The following is a 23035-nucleotide window of genomic DNA, read 5'->3' as shown; positions in this document are numbered from 1 at the left end:
GCACCTGGTTGGGGGGGATGTCTCAATCTGTAACATCTAGCGGCCAAAAGTTGGTCTTCCTGTTACAGATCGAGACGTTTGTCGGCGGCGGCAACGGTGACGATGGTCCAGTTGTCCGATGTGGTGATGGAAGTGTCTAATACCGTTTTCAAACACAAGCATACGACTCGCAACACGTTGGCGCGGAGCAGGATGCTCGCGCGGCTCACGGAGGCGACCGAGCAAGGTGCACTGCTCGCAACGCATGACAATGCCGAGCTCATGTGGCTGCGACGCCATGTCGGAACCGACGATATCGCGGAGCCCGAGTCGTATCTGTTCTGTTTTCAACATGATTGGGATACGTTGACACCGGCGGAGCGAGCGCTGCGTACCATCAAAGGGCTTGCAGAGTTTCATCCCGATTGGGCGTTTTGGGGTTATGACGCGGCACTTTTGTGGGGTTTGGAGGTGCCGAATGATCTGCTTGGGCCACGATATCTTGTTAAGACAGGTTGCTCGGTGACGTTGAGCAGCGGCTGCAGGTTGTTGCGTCCGCAGATGGCGGGCACGCTCGAGCGTGTTGATGGCGTGCGGGTGACGTCGTTTTGGCGCACGGTGAAGGATTGTCTGCTGCGTGCGCCGTTTTCGTATGGTCTGGCGATCGCCGATTCTGCGCTGCGGGCGAAGGGCATATCGCGCGACGACCTCTGCGAACGGCTCCAGGCCGATTGCGAGGGCAGACGCGGGTATCGCAGAGCTCAGGTGATTGCGTCGCATGCGGACGGGCTGTCCGAAAACGGTGGCGAGTCTCGGTTCCGGGCGTTCTTTATTGCATACGGTTTTCCGGTGCCAGAGTTGCAGGTGGAGTTTCGTGACCCGCTTGATTCGAGCCAAGTGTTTCGCGTTGATTATTTCTGGAGGCTCGAGGACGGGACGTGCGTGATTGGCGAGCTCGATGGAAAGGGAAAGTATGCCTTACAGAACGACGAGGGTCGGGAGTCGGTCGACCCATTCGTGGCAGAACGTCAGCGAGAGTCTCATCTGACGATGCTCGGACATAAGGTGCTGAGGTTTACGTTTGATGAGCTCAAGAACCCAGGGAAGCTGGCTGAAAAGATGAGGCTGGCGGGTATTTCGCAGCGGGCCGATTTGGCTGAGGGATGGAAGCGTCAGTGGTATGGGTGCTAAGGGGTGCAACTGACGCGAATGTGGTTGTTTCTGCCGAGTTTGTCTCGATCTGTAACAACAAGGGGCCGTTTGGCCTCGTAGCTGTTACAGATCGAGACAGAAGGTTGGCTGCCGCTAAAAGATCTCAATCTGTAACATCTCGAGGCCGAAAACCTGTCTACTTGTTACAGATTTAGATGTTTGACGACAGGGCTGGAGAATATCTTAATCTGTAACATCTAACGGCCAAAAACCGCTCTAACTGTTACAGATCGAGACAAAGGTTGGACGCGGTGCCGAAAGATCTCGATCTGTAACATCTGGCTGCTAAAACCCGGTCTACCTGTTACAGATCTAGACATTTTCCTGATGTCGCTGGGGTGGGACTGCAACGCATTTCGTTCCCCGCATCTCCTTCTTGCTCCGTTAACCGATATGTCCGCAGCAATTCCGCCGCGCTAGGTAATAATGGACAAATGTTCAAGTTAATCGTGAGGGAGGAGCTCGATATGGCGTCTGCCGATCGTTCTACGTTGTTTATCAATGCGACCATTCTGGATGGTTCGGAGCATATGGAGCCGCAACCCGATATGGCCGTGGCCGTTGAGCGCGGTGTCATCACATGGATGGGGCCGAGTGCTGTGGCGCAGGCGCCCGCGGGTGCCGAGGTTATCGACCTGGGTGGTGCGTATCTCATGCCCGGTCTCATCAATATGCACGTGCACCTGTGCGGCTCGGGCAAGCCTGTCTCGGCCGGCGATGCGGGCGCGCTGATGAAGAAGCTCGATAATCCCGTGGGCCGCACCATCGTCCGCCGCATCCTCAAAGGCAGTGCCCAGCAGCAGCTAGCAAGCGGCGTGACCACGGTGCGCGGCGCGGGCGACCCGCTGTTTGCCGATCTGGCCGTGCGCGATGCTATCGATGCCGGCAAGTATCAGGGTCCTCGCCTGGTGGCGCCGGGAACGGGCATCACGGTGCCGGGCGGCCATGGTGCGGGCCTGTTCGCCCAGGTGGCCAACAGTCCCGCCGAGGCAGCCGAACAGGTGCGCGACCTGTATGCGCGTGGTGCCGACGTCATTAAGCTGTTCGTGACGGGCGGCGTGTTCGATGCGACCGAGGTGGGCGAGCCGGGCGTGCTGCGTATGCCAGTGGAGGTTGCCGCGGCGGCATGCAAGGCGGCGCACGATATGGGCCTTCCGGTTATGGCCCATGTCGAGAGTACCGAGGGCGTGAAGGCCGCGCTTGAGGCCGGCGTTGACACGATTGAGCACGGCGCTCCGTTGACACCCGAAATCTTGGAGCTGTACCGTGGCGCCGCGGGCACGCAGCTCGAGGGGCGTGCTCCGAGTGTGACCTGCACTATCAGCCCGGCGCTGCCGTTTGTATTGCTCGACCCGGAAAAGACCCATTCTACCGATACGCAAAAGAAGAACGGCGACATCGTGTGTTCGGGCATCATCGAGAGCGCCCGCGCCGCACTGGAAGCTGGCGTTAAGGTGGGCCTGGGTACGGACTCGAGCTGCCCGTTCGTGACGCAGTACGACATGTGGCGCGAGGTTGCCTATTTTGCCAAGTATGTCGGCGTGAGCAACGCCTTCGCGCTGCATACGGCTACGCAGGTCAATGCCGAGCTCCTGGGGCTGGGCGGCGAGACCGGTACGATCGAGTGCGGCAAGGCCGCCGATATCCTGGTGACGCGCAAGAATCCGCTCGATGACCTGTGCGCTCTGCGTGAGCCGATACATGTGATGTGTCGCGGTGATCTGGTACGCAAGCTCAAGGTAAAGCGTATTCCCGAGGTGGACGCCGAGCTCGACGCGATTATGGCCATGCCGGCCGAGGCGCTGGCCGAGGAGCTCGCCCGCGACGGTGTGGCATAGGTGTGACAAAGGTGTAGCTCCGTTGCCACATACAAAAAGCCGAGGTCTCAACACGAGGCCTCGGCTTTTTTATCGAACAAATACTTAAGATTTGGGACAAACAAACCTGATTAATTTGTCCCGCGTGCGGGCGCTAAGAGCGGGTTTCCATCTTGGCGTGGCACTTGGGGCAGGTGACGCGGATCTTGCCTTTGCCCTTGGGGACGGAGAGCATCTGGCCGCAGTTGGGGCACTTGAGGTATGCCGTGGTTTTGCGGCCCTTCCACATCTTCTTGGCCGTGCGCTTGGCACGCTCAAAGTCTTCCTTGCTGGTACCGGCCGTGCGCGAGGCGTTGGCAGCCGCGGCGCCGCTACCCAAGCTCGCTACGAACTTGCCCAGGCCGGGGACGTTAGCGGTCGCGGCGACAAAGGCCGCGTTTTCCTTGCGGCGCGCGTCGATGTTTTTGGACAGGCCGCGCAGCACGCCGAGTACGATTACGGCGATGGCGATCCAGCTGAGCCACTGGATGTGAGCCATCGATCCGACCATCGCGAAAATAATTCCTATGAAGCCCAGCACGATGGTGAGCTCGTCGGCGCCGTTACGACCCTTCATAAAGTCATTCATGCGAATTGCCTTTCGTTCGATATGCTGCACGCCTTTATACCCCTTTTGGTGCATTGGGGACGGGTTAATCTGCACCAAGGTGGTGCAAACGTACCTGTCCCCGAACACCAAGACGGTGCAAAGAAGTTTGTTCCCAATGCACCAATTACTTGGCGAGCTTGTCGACGACGCGCTCTATCTCGGTGAGCTTGGCGGCTTTGAGCTCCTCGTCGCCCGATTCGATGGCCGACGCGACACAGCCCTCGATATGCGCCTTGAGCACGTCGGCGTTAATGCGGGCGATGAGTGCCTGCGTGGCCATGAGTTGCGTGGAGATATCGACGCAATAGCGATCCTCCTCGACCATCCGCAAGATGCCGTCAATCTGGCCGCGCGCCGTCTTGAGCATGCGGGTCACCGATTTGTGGTCTGCCATCATGGCGGGTCCTCGTTTCTGGTCGATCTTTCGGATGTCCCCGTCAGTTGCGGTGAAATACGGACCGTTCAAAGGCCTAGGGCGGCACAACAGTCCGTATTTCACCGCAACTTCTGAGGATTGAGTAGGCAGCGTCTGCTACGCGGCGGTCACCGAAAGGGCGTGGAACTTCTCGCCGGCGCCCTCGACGGCGGCAGTGAGCTGTTCAGCGGTCACGGTGTCGGCGCACTCCACCTGTACGGTCTGAGTCTCGTGATCGGCATCGGCGTCGGTCACGCCGACCACGTTGAGCAGCGCGGTCTCGACGGTGGCATCGCAATGGCCGCACATGAGGCCGGAAGTCTTGATTGTGTAACGCATGGATATTCCTCTCTGTTGTGTCGGCTTTCCCAGGCACCCGACCTTGACCTTCAAGCCGTCGCTCGCGTACCAAAGTACGCGTCGCCCCTCTTTCAGGTCAATCTCGGGCACCTGGAAAACCCGTTCTAAATGGACTTAATGGTGAGCTTATTTTGCCACTTTGGGTTTAAAGGATTTCAGGCGCAGGGCATTGGACACGACACATACGCTCGACAGGCTCATCGCCGCGGCGCCAAACATGGGCGAGAGCTGCCAACCGGTGAGGGGGAAGAACACGCCCGCCGCCAGCGGAATGCCGATGCCGTTGTAGAACAGCGCCCAGAACAGGTCCTGCTTGATGTTGCGAATTGTGGCGCGCGACAGCTCGATGGCACGGGCGACGTCCATGAGGTCGCTGCGCATGAGAACCACATCTGCCCCTTCTTTGGCGATGTCGGCGCCGGTACCGATGGCAAGGCCCACGTCGGCGCGCGCCAGGGCGGGGGAGTCGTTGATGCCGTCGCCCACCATGGCGACCTTGCTGCCCGCATCCTGCAGCTCGCGCACGTGGCGTTCCTTGTCGGCGGGGAGGACGTCGGCGATGACCTGCTCGCTGCTCAGTCCCACGCGGCGGGCGATCGCTTCGGCTGTCGCGCGGTTGTCGCCGGTGAGCATGCGCACGTCGACGCCAAGCGAGCGCAGTGCGGCGATGGCCCCGGCGCTCGTCTCCTTGACCTCGTCCGCCACGGCGATGGTGCCGACAAGCTCGCTGTTCTTGGCAAAGAACAGCGGCGTCTTGCCCTCGGCCGCGAACTGTTCGGCAAGGCCGGCGGGAACCTTCACGCCCAGCTCGTCCATCAGACGCACGTTGCCGGCGGCGATGACATTCTGCCCCTCGCGTGCCGTAACGCCTCGCCCGGGCACGGCGGCAAAGTCCTCGACCATGCGTGCGACGATTCCGCGCGCCTCGCACTCGGCCATAATCGCCTCGGCCAGCGGGTGCTCGCTTGAGCGCTCCAGCGCAGCGGCCAGCTTGAGCAGCGCCTTTTCGCTCATGGCGGGCGATCCGTCGGCACGCGTGGCTACCACGATATCGGTCACGGCAGGCTTGCCGCGAGTGACCGTTCCCGTCTTATCGAGCACCACGGTGCCCACGCTGCGCAGATTCTCCAGCGCCTCGGCGCTCTTGAACAGAATGCCCATCTCGGCGCCCTTGCCGGTGCCGACCATAATGGCGACGGGCGTGGCCAGACCCAATGCGCACGGACAGCTGATCATCAGTACGGCCACGGCGGAGGTGAGCGCCTCGTTTATGCTGCCGGTCAGTGCCATCCACGCCGCAAAGGTCACAGCCGAGATCACGAACACCACGGGCACGAACACGCCGGCGACTTTGTCGGCCATGCGGGCGATAGGCGCCTTGGTGGCGTTGGCGTCCTCGACGAGCTGGATAATCTTGGCGAGCGACGTGTCGGCGCCCACGCGTGTGGCACGGAAGGTAAACGAGCCGGTGCGGTTGACAGTGGCGGCGTTGACGGTGTCGCCGGCGGTCTTTTCCACGGGGATGGACTCGCCGGTGAGCGCGCTCTCGTCCACGGCCGAGCTGCCCTCGAGCACCACGCCATCGACAGGGATGGACTCGCCGGGGCGCACACGCAGCACCTGGCCGGGCAGAATGGTATCGACGTCGACGGTGGCCTCGCTGCCGTCCTCTGCCACGACGGTCGCGGTCTTGGGTGCTAAGTCGATGAGCGCCTCGATAGCGCCGCCGGTCTTGGACTTGCTGCGCGTCTCGAGGTATTTGCCCACGGTGACGAGCGACAGGATCGTGCCGGCGCTCTCAAAATACAGGTTGTCCATGCCCGTCATCATGGCCTCGTGGATCTGACCTGCGGCTAGCTGGTCGGCCATGATGAACATGGCGTAGAGCGACCAGGCAATGGAAGCGGTGGCGCCCACGGCGATGAGCGCGTCCATGGTGGGTGCGCCGTGTACGAGCGACTTGAAGCCGTTGATAAAGTACGCGTCGTTGACGTAGACGATGGGGATGAGCAAGACGAGCTCGGTGAGCGCCAACGTCATGCTGTGGGTGTGGTCGGTGAAGACGCTGGGCAGCGGCCAGCCAAGCATGTGTCCCATGCCTATGTAGAACAGCGGGATGAGGAAGATGATCGAGATGATGAGGCGGGTGCGCATGGCGGAGGCGACGGCCTCCAGCTTTTTGGTGGGCGACTCCATATGGGCGGCGCCGGACCTGGCTTGCGCGCTGCCGTTGGGGGCGGTTTCGGTGCCCGTACTGACGGGCGAGGCCGAGTAACCCGCGCGATCGACAGCGGTGCAGATGTCGTCGGGGGAGACCTGCGCGGGGTCATAGTCCACCAGCATGGAGCCGGCGAGCAGGTTGACGGCGACGCTTTGGACGCCGTCGAGCTTGCTGACGGCGCGGTCCACGTGCGCCTGGCAAGCGGCGCATGTCATGCCGCCCACGTCGAACGTATCTTGAGCCATGGCTTCTCCTTTCTGTAGTTCGGTGTTGGAATTGTTAACCCGCAGATACTATACACCCATACCCCCAGGGGGTGTCTAGTAATAGTTGGAATGTATGACTTTTCATTACAGATGAGGGTGGCGGCTCGATCAATGGTCGCCTCTGCCAAACATCTCAATCTGTAACGTCTGGACCGGTTTTTGAACCATAGCTGTTACAGATTTAGACAAACATTTCAGCCGAAAACTAACGTCTCGATCTGTAACAACTAGACCCCGTTTTACCGAGTATTTGTTACAGACCAAGATAAACAGTTGGCGGGAAACTCAATGTCTCAATCTGTAACATCTAGCAGCAAATATGACCTCTAACTGTTACAAATCGAGACAGGCCGTCCGCGGTCAACTCAAATGTCTTGATCTGTAACATCTAGAGAGGTTTTTGACCCCTTACTGTTACAGATTGAGATGTTGTCTCGCGGGGCTGGGGTTTGTCTCGTTCTGTAACATCTAGACTTGTATCTGCCGAGCTAGTGTTACAGATCGAGACAATTGCCGGGGAGGGGTTCCGTTACGGCAAGACACCCGCTCCCTAGAGGCAGAACCCGGGGATCACGCAGGTCCGTTTGTCGGGTTTGCTTGCGGGCGTGGCGTACATAAAGGCGTCGCCGTCGTGGCCCACACGGTTCATGTAGAGCGTGCCTTCGCTCTCCGATGTGTCGGGACTCACCGTGCGCTCCCACCAACAGGTGTCTTTGCCCTTCCACTGGCGAACCATCGTCTCGTTCGTGGAATACGGACTCACTTTAAGCTCGCGGAACAGTTGGTACTCCTTGCCCTCGCCGTTGTAGATGTCGGCCAAAAAGTGATAGCCCTCGGCAAACGAATAGGGCGGTTGCGTACCGCACAGCTCGACCATGGCGGGCAGCCAAAGGGTTGCGGACAACTCGCTCAGACACGATGCGCTTCTGGCGGCGCCAACGTTATTCGAGATCTTTTTGACAGACTTGATGAGCACGCGCAACTCGTTGGGCAGCAGCTCAAGGCCGTCGTTGTCGAGCCATTCCCGCAGCTCGCAATCTGCCCAGCCGGCGCTCAATGGTTGGGCCGCGGCGTCGCGTTCGGCAATGCCGGCATCGAACATAAACGTCAGTCCGGCCTTGCCCGTCCCGTCCAGAAGCTCGTCGTGGCGGATGCCCACGAGTTGTGCGCCGACCTCCAGCCCGTTGGTGAGCGTGACGCGCTTGGTGCACGGATAGGGGATATGCCCATCGGCATCGAGCAGATGATAGCGCTTGGCAATCTCGCGTGCCTCGCTACGGGTCCCGGCGGCCTTAATCATGAGCGAAATTTCCTGCAGCTGAGCCCAGGTGTAGTCGTCAAGCGAGCTGCGGATACCGTCCAGGTAGTCGGGGATGCCAAAGCCACGGGTCGCCGCGCCAATGACGCCGAGCCCCGCAACGACTGCAACGACGCCGCCGATAATAAAGCGACGGCGGGTCATGGCATCGTGACAGGCCTGCTCCAGGATCTCTCGTGCGCGCTCGCCGGCGACGTCGACCTTAAGGTGCGTACCGGAGTCGATGTCGATTACGGCGTCATTGCCCGCGCCCTCGCAGCCCTCAGATTCTGCAGCGGGGAGGTATGCCGAGAGCGCCTCGAGCATCTGCTGCTCGGTGGGGCGATCGCCCTGTTCAACCGAGATACCTTTCATGATGATCTGGACGAGTGCCTCGTCGTCATTGCATCGCGGCTCGAGCGGTGCCGGCTTGGTCTTGGTCTTTATGAGGCAGAACGAGCCGGTTGCCGCGGCACCCGTCGACTCGACATCGAACGGTTTGCGACCGCTGTAGAGCTGGTACAGAATACTCGAAAGCGCATAGACGTCGATCGCGGGCGAGCGGCGAAGGGCCGCGATGCCTTCGATATCCTGCGTGAGCATCTCGGGCGCGGCGTATGCGGGCGTGGCAAAGCGCCAGATGTCGGCGCGCCGGGTGATCGTGTCGTCGCCGAGGGCCATGGTCGCGGAGCCCATGTCGATGAGGCAGGGGTCAAAGGAGCAATCGACGATCTGCTACTCGAGCGTTCGGCTGGTGGTGCGGAACATGATGTTGGCAGGCGACAGGTCGCGATGGACGACCGGATTCACGAGCCCCTGGGTCATCAAGAGCGCGCGAAGCACGGCGTTTCCGACGGCGGCGACCATCTGGGTGGTCAGCCCGCCCGAGGCGTCGCGCGGAAGCAGGGGCAGCGCCTGCTTGAGCGAGGTGCCCTCGACCCACTCCATGAGGATGAGCGGGTCATCCTCACACGATCCGTAGCCATAGACGCGCGGAAATCCGCGCAGGTGCGAGACGGTACACAGATGACGGTACTCCTCGAACAGAGCGGCGGTGTTGGCCAGGTGCGCGGCCGATTGCTCGGCGGAGCGGTCGAGGGCTTGGCCGGAAAGGATGGCGTTGTCCTTGAGTAGCTTGACGGCAAAGGCTTCGCCGCTCGTGTTGGTCGCGCGCAGTACGTGCCCGATGTTGCCGTTGTTGCGACGGGTCGTTTGAAGAATAAGCGTCATAAACCGACGCTTGGCGTCGTCCTCGGCGCTGGGGTTGACCGCCACGGCGGTATCGAACGTATCGAGACGGATGAGTTTGTCGCCATAGGCGCTATCGGTAGTATCCATGGCGTTCCTTTGTCTGGCATGGGTTGCCGCGCGTATACGTGGGCAGTGCGGATATCGATAAGGTACTATGATAGCCGCGCTGCCCACGTATACCGTTGAGTATTGTCGTTTACGACGCAGAAGGTAGAAGACGAAAGACGGGCGGCGACCGTCTTTCGATCGCCGTCCGCACTAGGTGTTGTGTGCCATGACGTTGTTGACGCCGACGATGCGCGACATCGGCGGCAGGCCCCCGCAGGCGCTGTGCGGCCTGCCCCAATTGCAGTTGACCCTTGTCCCGGGCAGCTATCGTGAGTTTATCTTCCGGCCTTTAACGCTTCTTTAGAAACGGCCTTCACCCTAGGAATTGCAAGTAAGTAATCCTTGGGATGGAGGCTCTCATGGCATACGTATTGGAGACGCGCGGGCTCACGAAGCGGTTCGGCCGCGGCAGCCGCGCGCAGATGGCGGTCGACGGCGTGAGCCTGCACGTGGGGGAGGGGCGCGTGTACGGCCTGCTCGGCCCCAACGGCGCGGGCAAGTCCACCACGCTCAAGATGGTCACGGGGATGCTGCGCCCCACCTCGGGGCAGATCCTGGTCGATGGCCATCCGTGGAGTCGAAACGACCTGTATTCCATCGGCTCGCTCATCGAGCAGCCGCCGCTCTACCCCAACCTCACGGCGCGCGAGAACCTGCTCGTGCGCACCACGTTGCTGGGCATCCCCGAGGGTCGCATCGCCGAGGTGCTCGAGACGGTTGACCTTAAAGACACCGGGTCCAAGCGCGCCGGGCGCTTCAGCCTGGGGATGAAGCAGCGGCTCGGCATCGCGATCGCGCTGCTCGCGAGCCCGCGGCTTCTCATCCTGGACGAGCCCACCAACGGGCTCGACCCCATCGGCATCGAGGAACTGCGCGGGCTCATCCGCAGCTTCCCCAAGCGCGGCATCACGGTCATCGTATCGAGCCATATCCTGGGTGAGGTGGAGCAGACGGCCGATGACATCGGCATCATTACGGGCGGCCGGCTCGCCTACCAGGCGCCGCTTCAGAGGGGCCAGGACCTCGAGGCCCTGTTCATGGACGTGTGCCGACGGACGGGGGTGGCCGCATGAGCCGGTCTGCTGCTGTGTCCGAGCGCGTCGAGAAGCCGGTGCCGCAGGCGGGATCAGCGCGCCGTCCCGGCCTCTTCCGCGCCCTGCGCTCCGAGGCGCTGAAGAGCTCCCACGGGGCGCCGGTCAAGGTCGCCATCGCGCTTGCGTTGCCGTTCCCGTTGCTCTTCGGCCCGCTCTCGGGGCGCTTCGGCATGAGTGCCGGGCTCTCGTTCTCGGCATGGAACTACTACTACGTGCTGCTCTTGCCCGTGGCGCTCACGCTCATCTCCGCGTGCGTGGCCAACTACGATGCGCGGCTGCGCGGCCACGTGCCGCTCTCCAGCCCGGCTCCGCTCGGACAGGCCTGGTGGGCGAAGGCGCTCTGGTGCCTCGCGCTCTCGGCGCTCTCGAACGCTTGCGTACTCGCCGTGTACCTCGTGGGTGCCGTCGTGAACCCGGGTGGGCCATCGGTTCCCGCGATGGCGGCCGCTGCGGTGACGAGCGTCATCGCGACGTCGTGGATGATTCCGGTGACGCTCTTCCTTGTCTGCCGGGTCGGCATGCTCGCTGGCGTACTGGGCCCGCTTGCGGTGCAGATCGGCGGGGGCTTCGCGTGGTCCGCGGTGGGAGGCCTGTGGTGGGCGCTTCCGCCGGCGGCCTCCGTCATCATGCCGAGCGCCTTCTTGCCTGTGCTGCCCACGGCCGAGCCGCTCTCGGCGTCGCCCGGGCTCGCGGCTGCGATCGGGTCCTTCGGGCCTGTTCAGGCGGCGGCGCTCGCGGTTTGCGCGGCGGCGTTCGTGCTGCTCACGTTCGTCGGTGCGGTCTGGTTCAGGGGATCGGAGGAACTGTGATGGGAAGCGGAAGGCATGTTGGCTCGAGCGTTGGCCAGACGTCCCGGATGTCCCTATGGCGCGCCGTGCTCTCGGAGTGCGTGCGGCTCAAGCGCTCCCCGTTGATCGCGCTGCACCTGGCGTGCGGCCTTATCGCCGGCGTTGCCTGCGGGGCATACTTCGGCGTGGCGCCGTGGGATCCGCGACTTGGAACGGACGCGTTCGTCCAGCTTATCGGCGCGCTCATGCCCCTCATGGTCGCGATCGTGTGCGGCCTGGATATCGACGGTGAGCGCGAGGCGTCCGGCCTTTCCAACCTGCTCGCGTTGCCGTCGAGGCGCATCGCCCTCGCCGCGCGCGTGCTCGTGCTGTGGCTGCTCGGCATCATTGCGATGGCGGTGGCGCTCGGGTCATTTGCCGGCGTGATCGGTGCCTTTGGGCGCGACGCGTTCTCGGCAGGGGTCTACGCCCGCGCCGCCGCGGGCATGGCGGCGGGCTCGCTCGTGCTCTACGTCGCGTCGGCCTGGCTCGCGCTCGCCCTCGGCAGAAACGCCGCCATCGGGGTCGGCGCGGCGGGCCTCGCCTGCGCCCTCTTCGCCGTGGGCGGCCTCGCGCACGGGCTTGTCACCGGCGAGCTCACCGCGGCCTCGTCGGGTGTGCTCGGCTACGTGCCGTTCGCCTGGGCGGAGCGGCTGGGGTCGCTGCTCGTGGAGCTTGGGCTTGCCACGGATACGGGTTTGCGCGCGGTGATATGGCAGCTTGAGGTGACTTCTGTCCTTGCCTTGGTGGTCACGGCGATTTGCCTTGTCGTCCTTCTCGTCTGGATTGGCTTCTTCGAAGAGGGGAGGAAGGGCGAGTGAGCTCGCGGGGGTGCCTGCCGTTCCGCTCGCCACGCGTCTGCCATCGTTCGATCTCGCACGGGTAACATGAACTAGGATGGAACGAGCAAATCCGCTATTGAGGGGGAGTGTGATGGCCCGCATCCTTGCGGTCGACGACGACCGCGCCATACTTCAGCTGCTCGAGCGGGCTCTCTCCCGCGACGGTCACAAGGTCGAGTGCGCCGACGACCCAACGACGGTCCCTGCGATGGATCTCTCTCGTTACGACCTTATCCTCACGGACGTGATGATGCCCGGTCTCGGTGGCTTCGAACTGGTCCGCCTCGTCCGGGGCCGCTTCGACGGGCCCATCATGTTCCTCACGGCCAAGGTCACCGAGGACGACGCGGTGCTGGGCCTCGGCCTCGGCGCCGACGACTACGTGCGCAAGCCCTTCGGCGTGGCGGAGCTGCGCGCGAAGGTGGCTGCGTCGCTCCGCCGCGAGCGCCGGGTGCGCCGGAGCGTGCTCGACCTCGGACGTGCACGCTTCGACCTCGGGGCGCGCGAGCTCAACGTGACAGCTCCCGACGGCTCGACCGGCGCGCCCGTCCCCCTCACGCCTACCGAATATGGCATCTGCGAGTTTCTCGCCAAGCATCCCGGTCGCGCCTACAGCCGGTCGCAGATTCGCGAGGCGGTGCGGGGCTGGGAGAGCGAGGCGGATGACGCGGCCGTCTCGGTCCACGTGGGCAAGGCGCGTGCCAAGCTCCGGGCTGCGGGCGTCGACCCCATCGCCACCGTGTGGGGTGTCGGATATAAGTGGGAGGCGGGGAGATGAGCCGTCTTCGCGGTTTGGACGGCCGCATTCGCGTCCCGCTTGCCCTCGTAGTCGGTCGCTACTTCGCCCTCGTCCTGTTCGGGGCGCTGCTGACCGTGGGCGGGCCCTGGGCACTGTTCTTCGGCGCGATGGCGCGCGGCGAGGTGCTCCCGGCGGACTGGGGCTCGACCCATGCGGACGAGACTGTCGGCGACATCGCTTCGGCGGGTCATCTTGATCCCGACTCGCTCTCCACCGCATACCGCGTGGCGCGGCTTTCGGCCGTGGGCAGCGTCCTCTTCTCGGACATGGGGGAGGAGGCACTCGCCAGCGCCCAGACGTCGGTCTCCTCCGCAGCTGCCGCCGGTGAGACGTCCGCCCGCCCCGGCCCCGACGTCTCGTCCGGCTCGTACGCGCGGGTGGCGGCCGTGAAGCTCGCCGATGGTACCTGGGCGGCAATCTCCTGGGACATGATGCCCCACTGGGCCGACCGCGCACGGGACGCGTCCTGGCCGAACCCCCAGGACCTCTGGCTCGCCTCGACCATCATCGGCACGGTTCTCATGGTCGTTCTCGTCGCCCTGCGCGCCGCGCGCGTGCTCACGCGCAAGATGGAGCCGCTCGTGGCGGCGGCGAACGCCGTTGCCGCCGACGACCTCGACAGGCCCGTCGGAACGAGCGACGTTGCCGAGGTCGACGACGTGCTCGCCGCGATGGAGCGCATGCGGGTCTCGCTTAAACGCTCGCTCGAGGAGCAGATGGCCTCCGAGGAGACCCGGCGCGAGCGCATGGAGACGCTCGCCCACGAGCTCAAGACCCCGCTCACCCTCATCCAGGGCAACGCCGAGCTCCTCGCCGCCGACCTCGAGGAGGGGCGGCTCCGGGGCGAGCAGGCCGACGAGGCCCGCGCCATCCTCGATGCCACCCACCGCCTGGACGCGGCCCTCATCGACATCATCGCCGCCTGGCGGGAGGACGAGCGGGACGGCGAGGGGCGGTCGGAACCCGATGCGGATTCGCGAGGCTAAGCTCCGAAGTGCGCAACAGTGAAATAGAACCGATTGACGGGGATGCCTGACTGCCCCAGCCGACTCTTCATCCATATCGGATGTGGGCGTGCGCAGCGAGGGGACTTTACACCCTTGTCTCTCCGTCTTACCATAGACGTACGTAAAAGCGTACGCTTTTGGGAAGGGAGGCCGCATGACTTCTATTACGGCAACGGCGGCACGCAAGGACCTGTACAACGTTATCGCGCGCGTCAACGAGGACTGCGCTCCGGTGGCCATCACGAACAGTCGCGGTAAGGGTGCCGTGCTCGTCGGAGAGGATGAGTGGGCCTCTATCGAGGAGACGCTCTATCTCATGGGTGTTCCCGGCGTTGCCGAGTCGATTGTTGCAGGGAAGGCGGAGCCGGTCGAGAATTGCGCCACCGAAGACGCGCTGGACTGGTAGCCATGTGGCTTGTCGTGTTCACCGAGCAGGCCCAGAAGGATGCAAAGCAGCTCAAGGCGGCGGGGCTTGCCGGCAAGGCGAAGGCGCTCGTCGCGGCAGTGCGGGAGGATCCCTTCAAGGTTCCTCCGCGCTATGAGGCCCTCGTTGGCAATCTATCTGGCCTCTACTCTCGCCGCATCAGCCTGCAACACCGCTTCGTTTACGAAGTAATCAAAGAGGAGATTGAGAGGGACGGCGCCCTCTATGAGGGTGCGGTCAAGGTCGTTCGCATGTGGACGCATTATGACGGGGTGCGATAACGGCTGGACGCTGTACGCGACCCTCATCGACATCATCTCCGCCTCTGAAACCCGCTGTCACCCTAAGGTGTCAACCGGCCCAGCGGCGCCGGCTCCGTGCCCCTTCCGCGAAAGAATGTAACCGCGCCGACAGAGACGGCGCGTACGAACGCATTCACAAGAAGGGGACACGATATGACTTCTCAGGTACTGGAACGTCCGGCGGGGACGGTCGAGGGGGCGCCGGCGCCGGCCGCCTCGGGCGAGTCCCTCGCCGTATCCACCCGCGGGCTCACCAAGCGCTACGGCGACGCGACGGTCGTGGACGACATGGACCTCGAGGTGCCCGAGGGCGCGGTCTACGGCTTCCTCGGCCCCAACGGGGCGGGCAAGTCCACCACGATGAAGATGCTGCTCGGGCTCGTGCACGCATCAGGCGGCGAGGCCGTCGTGCTCGGGCGGGAGATGACCCCGGACAACCGCCTCGAGGTGCTGCGCGAAGTGGGCTCGCTCATCGAGGCCCCCAGCTGCTACCCGCACCTCACGGCGCGCGAGAACCTCGAGATCGTGCGGCGCCTGCGCGGGCTGCCCGAGAGCTGCATCGACGAGGTCCTTTCGGTCGTGCGCCTGGACGACGCGAAGACGCAGCGGAAGCTCGTCGGACACTTCTCCCTCGGCATGAGGCAGCGCCTGGGCATCGCCGCCGCGCTCATGGGGCACCCAAGGCTGCTGCTCCTGGATGAGCCGACGAACGGCCTCGACCCCTCCGGCATCCACGAGATCCGCCAGCTCGTGCGCGAGATGCCGGGGCGCTTCGGCTGCACGGTCATCGTCTCCAGCCACCTGCTCTCCGAGATCGACCAGATGGCCGACCACGTGGGCATCATCAACAGGGGCCGCATGGTCTGGCAGGGGAGCATGGCCGACCTGCACGCCCGCGCGCGCCGATGGCTGGCGCTGCGCACCACGGACAACGCCGCGGCGGCGGGGGCGCTGCCGGGCGCGGTGGCCGACGGGGAGTGGCTGCGCATCAAGGCCGTGGACGACGCGACCGCCGGGCAGGTGACGCTCGGGCTCGCGAAGCGAGGCATCGGCGTCGTGCGGCTGGAGGAGCGCGCCGAGTCGCTGGAGGACATATTCCTTAAGCTCACGGGGATGGAGGCTACGCTGTAGCGGCTTCGCTGCGGCTTCCCCTGGTACCGCACCTTGCCCATCAAACCGTTGCTCGCGTACCAAAGTACGCGTCGCTCCTCTTTCGGGGCAATCTGCGGCACCAGGAAAACCCTTCGCATGGAACATCGCAGTTCACATTCTTCGACTGGAGGAAGACATATGCCATCTCAAGTTGTTGCATCGGACACCGGCCAGCCCGGCCTCGTCCAATCCGTCGCGCTCGAGTTCGCCAAGGCGCGCCGCAAGCACCTGTGGCTGGCGAGCCTGGGCCTGCTCGCGTTCCAGTTCGCCTGGCTCGTCGCGGGCGCCTCCAACACCGTGCGCCACAACCCTGACTTCGACGGCATCCTCTACATGCTGCCGCAGCTGAACGCCATCGTCCTGCCGCTGCTCTGCGCCATCGTGGCCTCCACCGTCACCGACGTGGAGAACCGGGCGAACATGTGGAAGCTGCTGCTCACCATGGAGGACGGCGGGCGCGTGGTCGCGGCCAAGTGGGCGGCGTGCCTCCTGATCCTCGCCGTGGTCGTGGGCGTCCAGACGGCGGGCGTCGCGGCGGTCGCGTACGGGATCGGGTTCCAACAGAACCTGCCGGGGCCGGCCCTGCTCGCCCGCTACGCCATCAGCACGTTCGTCGTGTGCGCCATGCTCATCACCATCGTGCAGGCGGTCTGCCTCGCCACCGCCAACCAGTTCGCGCCGATGATCGTGGGCGTGGGCCTGTGCTTCCTCGGGCTCTTCATCGCCTACCTGCCTCCGGTGTTCAGCTGGTTCGTGCCGAGCGCGTACTTCTTCGTGTGTCGCCTCGTCGACGGCGCCTACGACGCCTCGCAGCACATGAGGTTCTGGGCGGCGCCGTTCCCGGCCGCGGGGCTCGCCGTCTGCGTCGCCGTGACCGTCGCCGCGTTCATCGCCTCCAGGCGCGCCTTCGCCGCCCGCGAGCTGTAGGGAGGTTTGATCATGCTTGCATCCTGCATATCCGCCGAGTTCATCAAGATGCGCCGGGCGCCCGTCTGGGCCGCCTTCGCCGCGCTGCCCGCCGTCTCCGCGCTCATCGGGAGCGCCAACTACGTGGCCAACCTCGACCTCCTCACGCCCGGCTGGGAGAACCTCTGGACCCAGCACACCCTGTTCATCTGCTACTTCTTCCTCCCGGCGCTCATCGGCGCGGGCGCGAGCTACCTGTGGCGGCTCGAGCACATGGGCTCCAACTGGAACGAGCTCATGGTCGCCCCGGTGCCCGCGCGCGACGTGTTCGTCGCCAAGCTCGCGGTCCTCGCCCTCCTGGACCTCGTCGCGTTCGCGGCCATGACGGCGTTCTTCGTCGCGAGCGGCATCGTCCTGCACGTGCCCGGCGCCTTCCCGGTGGCGTCGTTCGCCGAGCAGGTGGTGCTGGGCTGGATTGGGAGCCTCGCCATCTGCGGCATACAGCTCGTCGTTTCCATGCTCGTGCGCAACTTCGCCGTGCCGGTGGGCGTCGGGCTGGGTGGCGGGATCTTGGGGATCATGGCGGCGATGGGCGGCCTTGGCTACGTCTTCCCGTACGCGCTCATGCAGTCCGGGATGAACAGCAACGCCCTCGTGGTGCTCGACGCGCCGCACATCGCCCAGATCGCCGTGTTGAGCGTCGTCTACGTGGCCTGCTCGGTCGCCTTCGCCTCGGCCTGGCTCCGCACGCGCGACGTCGTCGCGGCGAAGTAGCGCCCGGCGTGCTCGTACAATGTGGTGTCGGGATGTGAGGTGATGGGATTGGACGTGAGGCCATGCGGGCCGGGCCTTTCCGGCGCCGCCGCGCCGTTGGACGCGTGGGACGACGCGCCCCTTCTGCGGCTCGCCGCGCCCGTGCTCTGCGTGGCGTGGGAGGCGGCGATGTTCGCCCGCGTGGTGTTCGCGGGGGCGGACCCCTCGCTGTCGGCGCCCTCGTCCCAGGCCGCCCTGTTCGTCCTCATGGCCGTCGGCTGCGCGGCGCTGTTCCTGCGCTACCGCCTTCCGGTCGTCTCCGTGCTCTTCGAGTCGGTCGTTGGCCTGCTGGCCTCGGTGATGGGCGCGCTCGCGTACGTGTACTTCCTCCCGCTCGTCGCGCTCTACGCCTGCGTGGCCCGCGCGCCCCGGCGCGAGGCGGCCGCGGGCGGCGTCGCCGCCGTTGCGGCCGTCGCGCTCTCCGCCGTGGTCGACGGGTTCGCGGGTGCCTCCGCATCGCCCTCCCCCTCGCTTGCGATGACGCTCGCCGGCATCGGGTACCCGCTCATGCTGGTGCTCGGGGCGGCGCTGCTCTCGCGCTTCCGCTTGCAGCGCCTCCGGGAGGCGGAGGCGGCCGCCCGCGCCGAGGCGGAGCGCGACCGCGCGCTCGCCAAGAGCCGCATCGCCGCCGAGCTGCACGACTCCGTGGGACACGACCTCACGGCCATCGTCGCGCTCTCGGAGGGGCTCGCCGGCGCGACCGGGGACGAGCAGCTCGACCGGGCCATCGCGAGCATCAACGAGCTGGCGCGCTCGGGGCTCGCCGACACGCGCCGCGCCGTGCGGGCGCTGGCGGGCGAGGCGAGGAGCACGGCGGCGCCATCCGCTCTGCCGGGTTCCGCGCCCACCGAGAAGCCGGCCGAGCGGCATCGCTGGGACGAGATCGCCGCTCTTCTTGGGTCCGTCCGCGCCGCCGGCGTCACGGCCGCCCTCACGGAGACGGGCGTGCGCCCGGACGACCCCTCCCAGGCCGGCCTCGCCTTCCGCGTCTGCCGCGAGGGCGTCACGAACGCGCTGCGCCACGCCGCGGGGCTCTCGCGGCTCACGGTCTCGGTGGACCACGGCGGGGATGGCTCTGCCGACGTCGCAATCCGCGACGATGGAACCCCTGGCGAGGGGGCCGGGGGTCCGGGCACCGGCATGGGCCTCTCCCGCCTGCGCAGAGAGGTCGGGGAATCGGGCGGAACCCTCTCCGCCGGTCCGGTCGGCGAGGGCGGCTGGTGCCTCAAGGCGCATCTGCCGTCATTGGTGGGGGCCGGCGAAGGGGAGGGGGAGCCCGATGGCGACGAATAGCGGCATCGCGGGAGCGGCCGCGTCCGCGCGCATCCCCGTCATGATCGTCGACGACCAGCCCGAGACCCGCCTGGGCCTCGCGCTCATGGTGCGGCGCGACCCGGGCCTCGCCATCGTGCTCGAGGCGGAGGACGGCCGTCAGGCCATCGACCGCATCGAGCGGGCCGAGGAGCTCGGGCGCGACCTGCCTCGCGTCGTCCTCATGGACGTGCGCATGCCCGTCCTCGACGGCATCGACGCCACCGCCGCGATCACGCGCCGCTGGCCGGGCGTCCGCGTGCTCATGCTCACCACCTACGACGAGGACGACTTGGATTGGCAACACCTATTTGGACGATTCCGGGAGGGACAGCCCCGCCTTTCTGAACTCGACCGGCGACATGTAGCCCAGCGTCGAGTGGATCCTGAAGTTGTTGTACCAGTGCACGTAGTCCGAGAGCTTGGCTCGGAGCTCGCGCGTCGTGCCGAACGTCTCGCGGTGGACGAGCTCGGCCTTCAGTATCCTGTTGGTCGACTCGTCGACGGCGTTGTCGTAGGGGCAGCCCTTGGCCGACAGCGACCTCTCTATGCCGAAGGCCTCGAGCATCAGGTCGATCTCGGCGTTGTCGAACTCGCTGCCGCGGTCCGTGTGGAAGACCTCGATGTCCGAGATGGGGAAGGAGAGCGTCGCGAACGCCGACTTGACCAGCCGGGCGTCCTTCCTGGGCCCGGCGGAGTGGCCGACGATCTCCCTGTTGTAGAGGTCGACGAGCAGGCAGACGTAGTTCCACGAGGCCCCGACGCGCACATAGGTCAGGTCGCTGCATATATGGGTGCGCGGCGCCCTGCCGCCGAAGCCGCGCGCGACGACGTTCGGCACGTCGGCCTCGTTGACCGCCCCGGGGTGCACCTTGAACCTCTTCCTGGCGTATGCGCTGACCAGGCCGTTCTCCCTCATGATGCGGCAGACCCGGCGCCGGCTGACGGTAACGCCCGACCTCTCGAGCGACGCCTTTATCTTGCGCGAGCCGTACCGGCCCTTGCTGGCGGCGTGGGCCGCGACCACGGCCGGCGCGGCGGGGTCCGGCGCGGCGGGCCGGTCGGGCCGCGAGCGCATGGAGTAGTACGTCGACCTCGCGACGCCGAGGAGCCTGCACTGCGCTGGTATGGGGTAGCGGCCCTCGTTGGCCGCTATGGCCCTCACTTTCGAGCGTATATCAGCGCCGCTTGTTTTAAGACGTCGACCTCCATCCGGAGCCTGCGGTTCTCGCGCTCGAGCTCCAGGATCCGGTTCTGCTCGGGCGTGCGGTTGTCCGCGGCGCGCGGCGAGCCGGTCGCGTTTATCGACTTGATCCACCTCTCCACGGTGCTCTTGCCGAGGTCGTACTCGTCCATGATCTCGCGCTTGGGCTTGCCGGCGTTGTAGAGGTCGACTATCTGCCTCTTGAACTCGTCGGTGAAATGCCTCGGGTGCCTGGGGTCCCTCATATACGGCCCTCCCGTCTCTTGCGCCCCTCCCGGAACTGTCCACACCAGTGTAGCCAATCCAACACGAACGCCGCAGCCTGTCGCAGGAAGCGGGTGCGGGCGCCCTCGCCCATGGCGTACAGGTCGCGGCCCGCGACCAGCACACGACCCTCGTCCGGGGCGTCCAGCCCGCTCATGCAGTACAGGAGGCTCGTCTTGCCCGCCCCCGACGGCCCCACGATCGCCGTGAGCCCGCCCGCGGCCGCGAGCGAGCAGCCCCTGAGGACCGGGACGCGCTCCTCGCCCGTGTCGGCCCAGCGCTTGACGCCCTCGGCCCTCACCTCCGCCGCAGCCATGCGCGGCACCTCCCTTCGGGCGGGCGCTCCGCGCCCACCGACTCGTCCGTTCGACGCCACCCATGGAACCACCGCCCGTGCGCCCCGACGCCGCGCGCCAGTCGGTTGCCATCTCCAGATGGCAGTCTCGGTCTCGGTTCTGGTGCCACCACACCAGCGTGGGTGGGGGATACAGTTGCAAGTGGAGGTCATAAGCTGCGTCGAGGAAGGAGCCGGAAAATGAATCGCGCCGCATCTCCCTCGATTCTGAGAGCTTCTAGATTACAATGTTAAAAATTTGCATTAGATGAAGATCTTTCACATGGAGGCGTGATGATTATCCGTCAAAAGTACCTTGACCAGCTTCTCGCCTTTCGGGATCGAGACCTCGTCAAGGTCGTTACGGGGGTTCGTCGTTGCGGGAAGTCGACCCTTCTGGACATGATGCGCGAGCATCTGGCAAGGGAGGGCGTTTCCCGGGAGCGACTTCTCACGTTCAAGATGGAGTCCATGGAGTTTGATGGCTTGGATTATCGCGGGCTTTACCAGCTTGTTCGCAAACGGACAGAGGGAATCGTCCATCCCTATCTCTTTTTTGACGAGCTCCAAGAGATCGAGGGTTGGGAGCGCGCGATTAATTCCCTGCACGTTGACCTTGATTGCGATATGTATATCACGGGGTCCAACGCCTATCTGCTGTCGAGCGAGCTTGCCACGCTGCTCTCGGGGCGTTATGTGGAGGTCGAGATGCTGCCGCTCGTCTTCTCGGAGTTTCTCGATTTCCGGGGAGCGTCACTGTCCTCTCGCGCTGCGGCTGGGATGGATGTCTTCGAGTTGCCGGATGGCTCGCTTAGCACGGCGGTTGGCCTGTTTGATCATTATCGTCGCTACGGCGGGCTGCCGTACCTATCCTTGGGTACGCTAGACGGGGCGGTTCATAAGGCCTATTGCAGGTCACTGTACGAGACGGTCGTCATCCGGGATATTCTCGAGCGCGATCGCAGGCGTGGCCGCAGGCAGCTCACAAGCCCTGATTTGCTGGAGCGGACATGCCGCTTCCTTGCAGACAATATCGGTAAAGAGAATTCTGTCAACAGTATTGCCGGAGCGTTGCGGGCTGACGGCGTCGAGGCTGCGAACGGTACTGTTGACGCATACATGGGGGCGCTTGATGAGGCGTATCTCTTCTATCCTGTTCGGCGCTATGACATCAAGGGCAAGGATCTCCTGAAGACGGGTGGAAAGCGTTACATCGTGGACACGGGAATCCGCAACTATCTGCAGGGCTACCGTGATTCCGATCAGGGGCGTGTCTTTGAGAACATGGTCTATTTGCAACTTCGCTACGAGGGCTTTGAGGTGAGCGTTGGAAAGCTGCGCTCAGGTGAGGTGGACTTCGTGGCGTCGAGGTCAGACGGGCGTGCGTACATTCAGGTAACCGAGGATATGACTGACTCGGCCACCATGGAGCGTGAGCTCAGGCCGCTGCGCGCCATACGGGATGCATATCCGAAATTCGTAATTGCTGCCCGGGGGAGTTATCCAAGGGAGATTGACGGGATTCGTATCTTAGATGTTATGGATTTCTTTTTGCAAAGAAGGCCACTACTGGCGTAGAAGGATTTTTTTCATCTATGAATTTTTTTTCAGATAATTATAGAATCTAGCAATAATGGAATCCCAATATGGTCATTTGCTTTTCCGGCGGCAGTAGGCAGTGGATATCTAGTTAGCTATGGAGAGAATAACATCGTAGAGAATCGTTCCTCCGATTCGATATCAAAATAACAGTACAACTTCGTTCATGCTTTGATGTTATGAGCGTTTCGATGTCTATCATCACTATTGGAATCAGGCCTCGTTCCGGAATCGTCGTTAACCGATACGGTGGACAGATCTCTTGGGTGCGCTGAAATCGGAGAAGCGATTGGCTTGGTGCTTTTTGAGCGAAAGCTACTGAAGAAAACTCATGGCTCAATTTGAATGGGATAGAGATTCTGAGTTGCACACACTCAGTTTCATAATGGTTACTCAAGATACTGACGCTTCAGATTGAATGCTTGGGTCTTTTTTTGAAAGGCCCCATGGCAATATGAACTGCCTCCCATTTCTTGGACACAAGAAATGGGAGGCCTTTTTATGGCTGGAAACGCTTTGTACGACGTCGGAATGAGACTGCGAGCGGCAGAGCTGCACGACGAGGGGCACGGCCGCGCGGCG

General features: G+C 64.0%; 23 protein-coding genes and 1 pseudogene. 15 read left to right on the top strand and 9 right to left on the bottom strand.

Translation table 11 applies throughout. The annotated features are described in order from the left end of the window. Positions 1–102: 102 nt before the first annotated feature. Both AAAX31_RS03500 and AAAX31_RS03495 read left to right on the top strand, forming a co-directional pair. Positions 103–1170 carry a hypothetical protein gene (locus AAAX31_RS03500; protein ID WP_349076192.1) on the top strand — a complete coding sequence of 356 codons (1068 nt, stop codon included), beginning with the start codon at positions 103–105 and terminating at the stop codon, positions 1168–1170. Positions 1171–1658: 488 nt separating this feature from the next. Continuing rightward, positions 1659–3029: an amidohydrolase family protein gene (locus tag AAAX31_RS03495; RefSeq protein ID WP_349076191.1), complete on the top strand. Its 1371-nt coding sequence runs from the start codon at positions 1659–1661 to the stop codon at positions 3027–3029. A 133-nt stretch (positions 3030–3162) separates the two neighbouring features. Here AAAX31_RS03495 and AAAX31_RS03490 read toward each other — a convergent pair whose 3' ends face one another. The 6 genes from AAAX31_RS03490 to AAAX31_RS03465 all read right to left on the bottom strand — a co-directional run bounded on the left by AAAX31_RS03490 (position 3163) and on the right by AAAX31_RS03465 (position 9554). Beyond that, entirely contained in the window at positions 3163–3636 is a 474-nt protein-coding gene (locus AAAX31_RS03490; protein ID WP_250786807.1) for a hypothetical protein, read from the bottom strand. A 145-nt stretch (positions 3637–3781) separates the two neighbouring features. Next, positions 3782–4054 (bottom strand): metal-sensing transcriptional repressor, encoded by a 273-nt coding sequence (locus tag AAAX31_RS03485; RefSeq protein ID WP_349076189.1) that lies wholly within the window; start codon positions 4052–4054, stop codon positions 3782–3784. Positions 4055–4189: 135 nt separating this feature from the next. Then, positions 4190–4411: a heavy metal-associated domain-containing protein gene (locus tag AAAX31_RS03480; protein WP_343000661.1), complete on the bottom strand. Its 222-nt coding sequence runs from the start codon at positions 4409–4411 to the stop codon at positions 4190–4192. A 147-nt stretch (positions 4412–4558) separates the two neighbouring features. Next, positions 4559–6898, bottom strand: coding sequence for a heavy metal translocating P-type ATPase (locus AAAX31_RS03475; RefSeq protein WP_349076187.1), 2340 nt, complete (start codon positions 6896–6898; stop codon positions 4559–4561). Between the two features lie 571 nt (positions 6899–7469). Next, the gene (locus tag AAAX31_RS03470) at positions 7470–8897 is read right to left on the bottom strand and encodes a DUF6273 domain-containing protein (protein ID WP_250786810.1); all 1428 of its coding nucleotides are present in this window, start codon (positions 8895–8897) and stop codon (positions 7470–7472) included. A 54-nt stretch (positions 8898–8951) separates the two neighbouring features. Beyond that, on the bottom strand, positions 8952–9554 hold the full coding sequence (locus AAAX31_RS03465; protein ID WP_349076186.1) for a hypothetical protein: 603 nt from the start codon (positions 9552–9554) through the stop codon (positions 8952–8954). Positions 9555–9934: 380 nt separating this feature from the next. On the opposite strand from AAAX31_RS03465, the gene AAAX31_RS03460 reads away from it, so the two are divergent. From AAAX31_RS03460 to AAAX31_RS03405, 12 genes and pseudogenes are all read left to right on the top strand, one after another. Next, positions 9935–10648, top strand: a complete 714-nt coding sequence (locus tag AAAX31_RS03460; RefSeq protein ID WP_250786813.1) for a lantibiotic protection ABC transporter ATP-binding protein — start codon at positions 9935–9937, stop codon at positions 10646–10648. Then, positions 10645–11478, top strand: a complete 834-nt coding sequence (locus tag AAAX31_RS03455; protein ID WP_250786814.1) for a bacteriocin ABC transporter permease — start codon at positions 10645–10647, stop codon at positions 11476–11478. The genes AAAX31_RS03460 and AAAX31_RS03455 overlap by 4 nt, the downstream gene beginning before the upstream one ends. Beyond that, a complete protein-coding gene (locus AAAX31_RS03450; RefSeq protein WP_250786815.1) occupies positions 11478–12317 on the top strand; it encodes an ABC transporter permease in 840 nt (279 codons plus the stop codon). Before AAAX31_RS03455 ends, AAAX31_RS03450 begins: the two co-directional genes overlap by 1 nt. A 112-nt stretch (positions 12318–12429) precedes the next feature. Further along, on the top strand, positions 12430–13116 hold the full coding sequence (locus tag AAAX31_RS03445; RefSeq protein WP_250786816.1) for a response regulator transcription factor: 687 nt from the start codon (positions 12430–12432) through the stop codon (positions 13114–13116). Next, positions 13113–14123, top strand: a complete 1011-nt coding sequence (locus AAAX31_RS03440; protein WP_250786817.1) for a histidine kinase dimerization/phospho-acceptor domain-containing protein — start codon at positions 13113–13115, stop codon at positions 14121–14123. The genes AAAX31_RS03445 and AAAX31_RS03440 overlap by 4 nt, the downstream gene beginning before the upstream one ends. A 175-nt stretch (positions 14124–14298) precedes the next feature. After that, positions 14299–14550, top strand: a complete 252-nt coding sequence (locus AAAX31_RS03435) for a type II toxin-antitoxin system Phd/YefM family antitoxin (protein ID WP_250786818.1) — start codon at positions 14299–14301, stop codon at positions 14548–14550. Between the two features lie 14 nt (positions 14551–14564). Beyond that, positions 14565–14849 carry a Txe/YoeB family addiction module toxin gene (locus tag AAAX31_RS03430; RefSeq protein ID WP_349076183.1) on the top strand — a complete coding sequence of 95 codons (285 nt, stop codon included), beginning with the start codon at positions 14565–14567 and terminating at the stop codon, positions 14847–14849. Positions 14850–15023: 174 nt separating this feature from the next. After that, entirely contained in the window at positions 15024–16001 is a 978-nt protein-coding gene (locus AAAX31_RS03425) for an ATP-binding cassette domain-containing protein (RefSeq protein ID WP_250786820.1), read from the top strand. 159 nt (positions 16002–16160) lie between these two features. Then, positions 16161–16949, top strand: coding sequence for an ABC transporter permease (locus AAAX31_RS03420; protein ID WP_250786821.1), 789 nt, complete (start codon positions 16161–16163; stop codon positions 16947–16949). Positions 16950–16961: 12 nt separating this feature from the next. Further along, complete coding sequence (locus tag AAAX31_RS03415; protein ID WP_118335422.1) at positions 16962–17702, top strand: ABC transporter permease; 741 nt, start codon at positions 16962–16964, stop codon at positions 17700–17702. A gap of 42 nt (positions 17703–17744) precedes the next feature. Further along, positions 17745–19034: a histidine kinase gene (locus AAAX31_RS03410; RefSeq protein WP_250786822.1), complete on the top strand. Its 1290-nt coding sequence runs from the start codon at positions 17745–17747 to the stop codon at positions 19032–19034. Next, positions 19021–19332: pseudogene (locus tag AAAX31_RS03405) on the top strand (response regulator transcription factor); the annotation flags it as partial. The gene AAAX31_RS03410 and the pseudogene AAAX31_RS03405, both read left to right, overlap by 14 nt. A gap of 27 nt (positions 19333–19359) precedes the next feature. On the opposite strand, the gene AAAX31_RS03400 reads toward AAAX31_RS03405, so the two are convergent. The 3 genes from AAAX31_RS03400 to AAAX31_RS03390 are packed head-to-tail and all read right to left on the bottom strand — an operon-like array spanning position 19360 to position 20836. Further along, positions 19360–20217, bottom strand: coding sequence for an IS3 family transposase (locus AAAX31_RS03400; protein ID WP_250786823.1), 858 nt, complete (start codon positions 20215–20217; stop codon positions 19360–19362). After that, on the bottom strand, positions 20214–20501 hold the full coding sequence (locus AAAX31_RS03395) for a transposase (protein WP_205163146.1): 288 nt from the start codon (positions 20499–20501) through the stop codon (positions 20214–20216). The genes AAAX31_RS03400 and AAAX31_RS03395 overlap by 4 nt, the downstream gene beginning before the upstream one ends. Continuing rightward, a complete protein-coding gene (locus AAAX31_RS03390; protein ID WP_349076182.1) occupies positions 20498–20836 on the bottom strand; it encodes an ATP-binding cassette domain-containing protein in 339 nt (112 codons plus the stop codon). The genes AAAX31_RS03395 and AAAX31_RS03390 overlap by 4 nt, the downstream gene beginning before the upstream one ends. Positions 20837–21148: 312 nt before the next feature. On the opposite strand from AAAX31_RS03390, the gene AAAX31_RS03385 reads away from it, so the two are divergent. Beyond that, the gene (locus AAAX31_RS03385; protein WP_349076181.1) at positions 21149–22432 is read left to right on the top strand and encodes an ATP-binding protein; all 1284 of its coding nucleotides are present in this window, start codon (positions 21149–21151) and stop codon (positions 22430–22432) included. Positions 22433–23035 lie beyond the last annotated feature (603 nt).

The sequence above is a fragment of the Collinsella sp. CLA-ER-H5 genome (assembly GCF_040092375.1).
GTDB lineage: Bacteria > Actinomycetota > Coriobacteriia > Coriobacteriales > Coriobacteriaceae > Collinsella.
This window is presented reverse-complemented; position numbering and strand designations above follow the sequence as displayed.

Coding starts and splice junctions, on each gene's coding strand:
- AAAX31_RS03500 (WP_349076192.1), top strand. CDS start 103: ATGGTCCAGTTGTCCGATGTGGTGATGGAAGTGTCTAATACCGTTTTC.
- AAAX31_RS03495 (WP_349076191.1), top strand. CDS start 1,659: ATGGCGTCTGCCGATCGTTCTACGTTGTTTATCAATGCGACCATTCTG.
- AAAX31_RS03490 (WP_250786807.1), bottom strand. CDS start 3,636: ATGAATGACTTTATGAAGGGTCGTAACGGCGCCGACGAGCTCACCATC.
- AAAX31_RS03485 (WP_349076189.1), bottom strand. CDS start 4,054: ATGATGGCAGACCACAAATCGGTGACCCGCATGCTCAAGACGGCGCGC.
- AAAX31_RS03480 (WP_343000661.1), bottom strand. CDS start 4,411: ATGCGTTACACAATCAAGACTTCCGGCCTCATGTGCGGCCATTGCGAT.
- AAAX31_RS03475 (WP_349076187.1), bottom strand. CDS start 6,898: ATGGCTCAAGATACGTTCGACGTGGGCGGCATGACATGCGCCGCTTGC.
- AAAX31_RS03470 (WP_250786810.1), bottom strand. CDS start 8,897: ATGGCCCTCGGCGACGACACGATCACCCGGCGCGCCGACATCTGGCGC.
- AAAX31_RS03465 (WP_349076186.1), bottom strand. CDS start 9,554: ATGGATACTACCGATAGCGCCTATGGCGACAAACTCATCCGTCTCGAT.
- AAAX31_RS03460 (WP_250786813.1), top strand. CDS start 9,935: ATGGCATACGTATTGGAGACGCGCGGGCTCACGAAGCGGTTCGGCCGC.
- AAAX31_RS03455 (WP_250786814.1), top strand. CDS start 10,645: ATGAGCCGGTCTGCTGCTGTGTCCGAGCGCGTCGAGAAGCCGGTGCCG.
- AAAX31_RS03450 (WP_250786815.1), top strand. CDS start 11,478: ATGGGAAGCGGAAGGCATGTTGGCTCGAGCGTTGGCCAGACGTCCCGG.
- AAAX31_RS03445 (WP_250786816.1), top strand. CDS start 12,430: ATGGCCCGCATCCTTGCGGTCGACGACGACCGCGCCATACTTCAGCTG.
- AAAX31_RS03440 (WP_250786817.1), top strand. CDS start 13,113: ATGAGCCGTCTTCGCGGTTTGGACGGCCGCATTCGCGTCCCGCTTGCC.
- AAAX31_RS03435 (WP_250786818.1), top strand. CDS start 14,299: ATGACTTCTATTACGGCAACGGCGGCACGCAAGGACCTGTACAACGTT.
- AAAX31_RS03425 (WP_250786820.1), top strand. CDS start 15,024: ATGACTTCTCAGGTACTGGAACGTCCGGCGGGGACGGTCGAGGGGGCG.
- AAAX31_RS03420 (WP_250786821.1), top strand. CDS start 16,161: ATGCCATCTCAAGTTGTTGCATCGGACACCGGCCAGCCCGGCCTCGTC.
- AAAX31_RS03415 (WP_118335422.1), top strand. CDS start 16,962: ATGCTTGCATCCTGCATATCCGCCGAGTTCATCAAGATGCGCCGGGCG.
- AAAX31_RS03410 (WP_250786822.1), top strand. CDS start 17,745: ATGGGATTGGACGTGAGGCCATGCGGGCCGGGCCTTTCCGGCGCCGCC.
- AAAX31_RS03395 (WP_205163146.1), bottom strand. CDS start 20,501: ATGAGGGACCCCAGGCACCCGAGGCATTTCACCGACGAGTTCAAGAGG.
- AAAX31_RS03390 (WP_349076182.1), bottom strand. CDS start 20,836: ATGGCTGCGGCGGAGGTGAGGGCCGAGGGCGTCAAGCGCTGGGCCGAC.
- AAAX31_RS03385 (WP_349076181.1), top strand. CDS start 21,149: ATGATTATCCGTCAAAAGTACCTTGACCAGCTTCTCGCCTTTCGGGAT.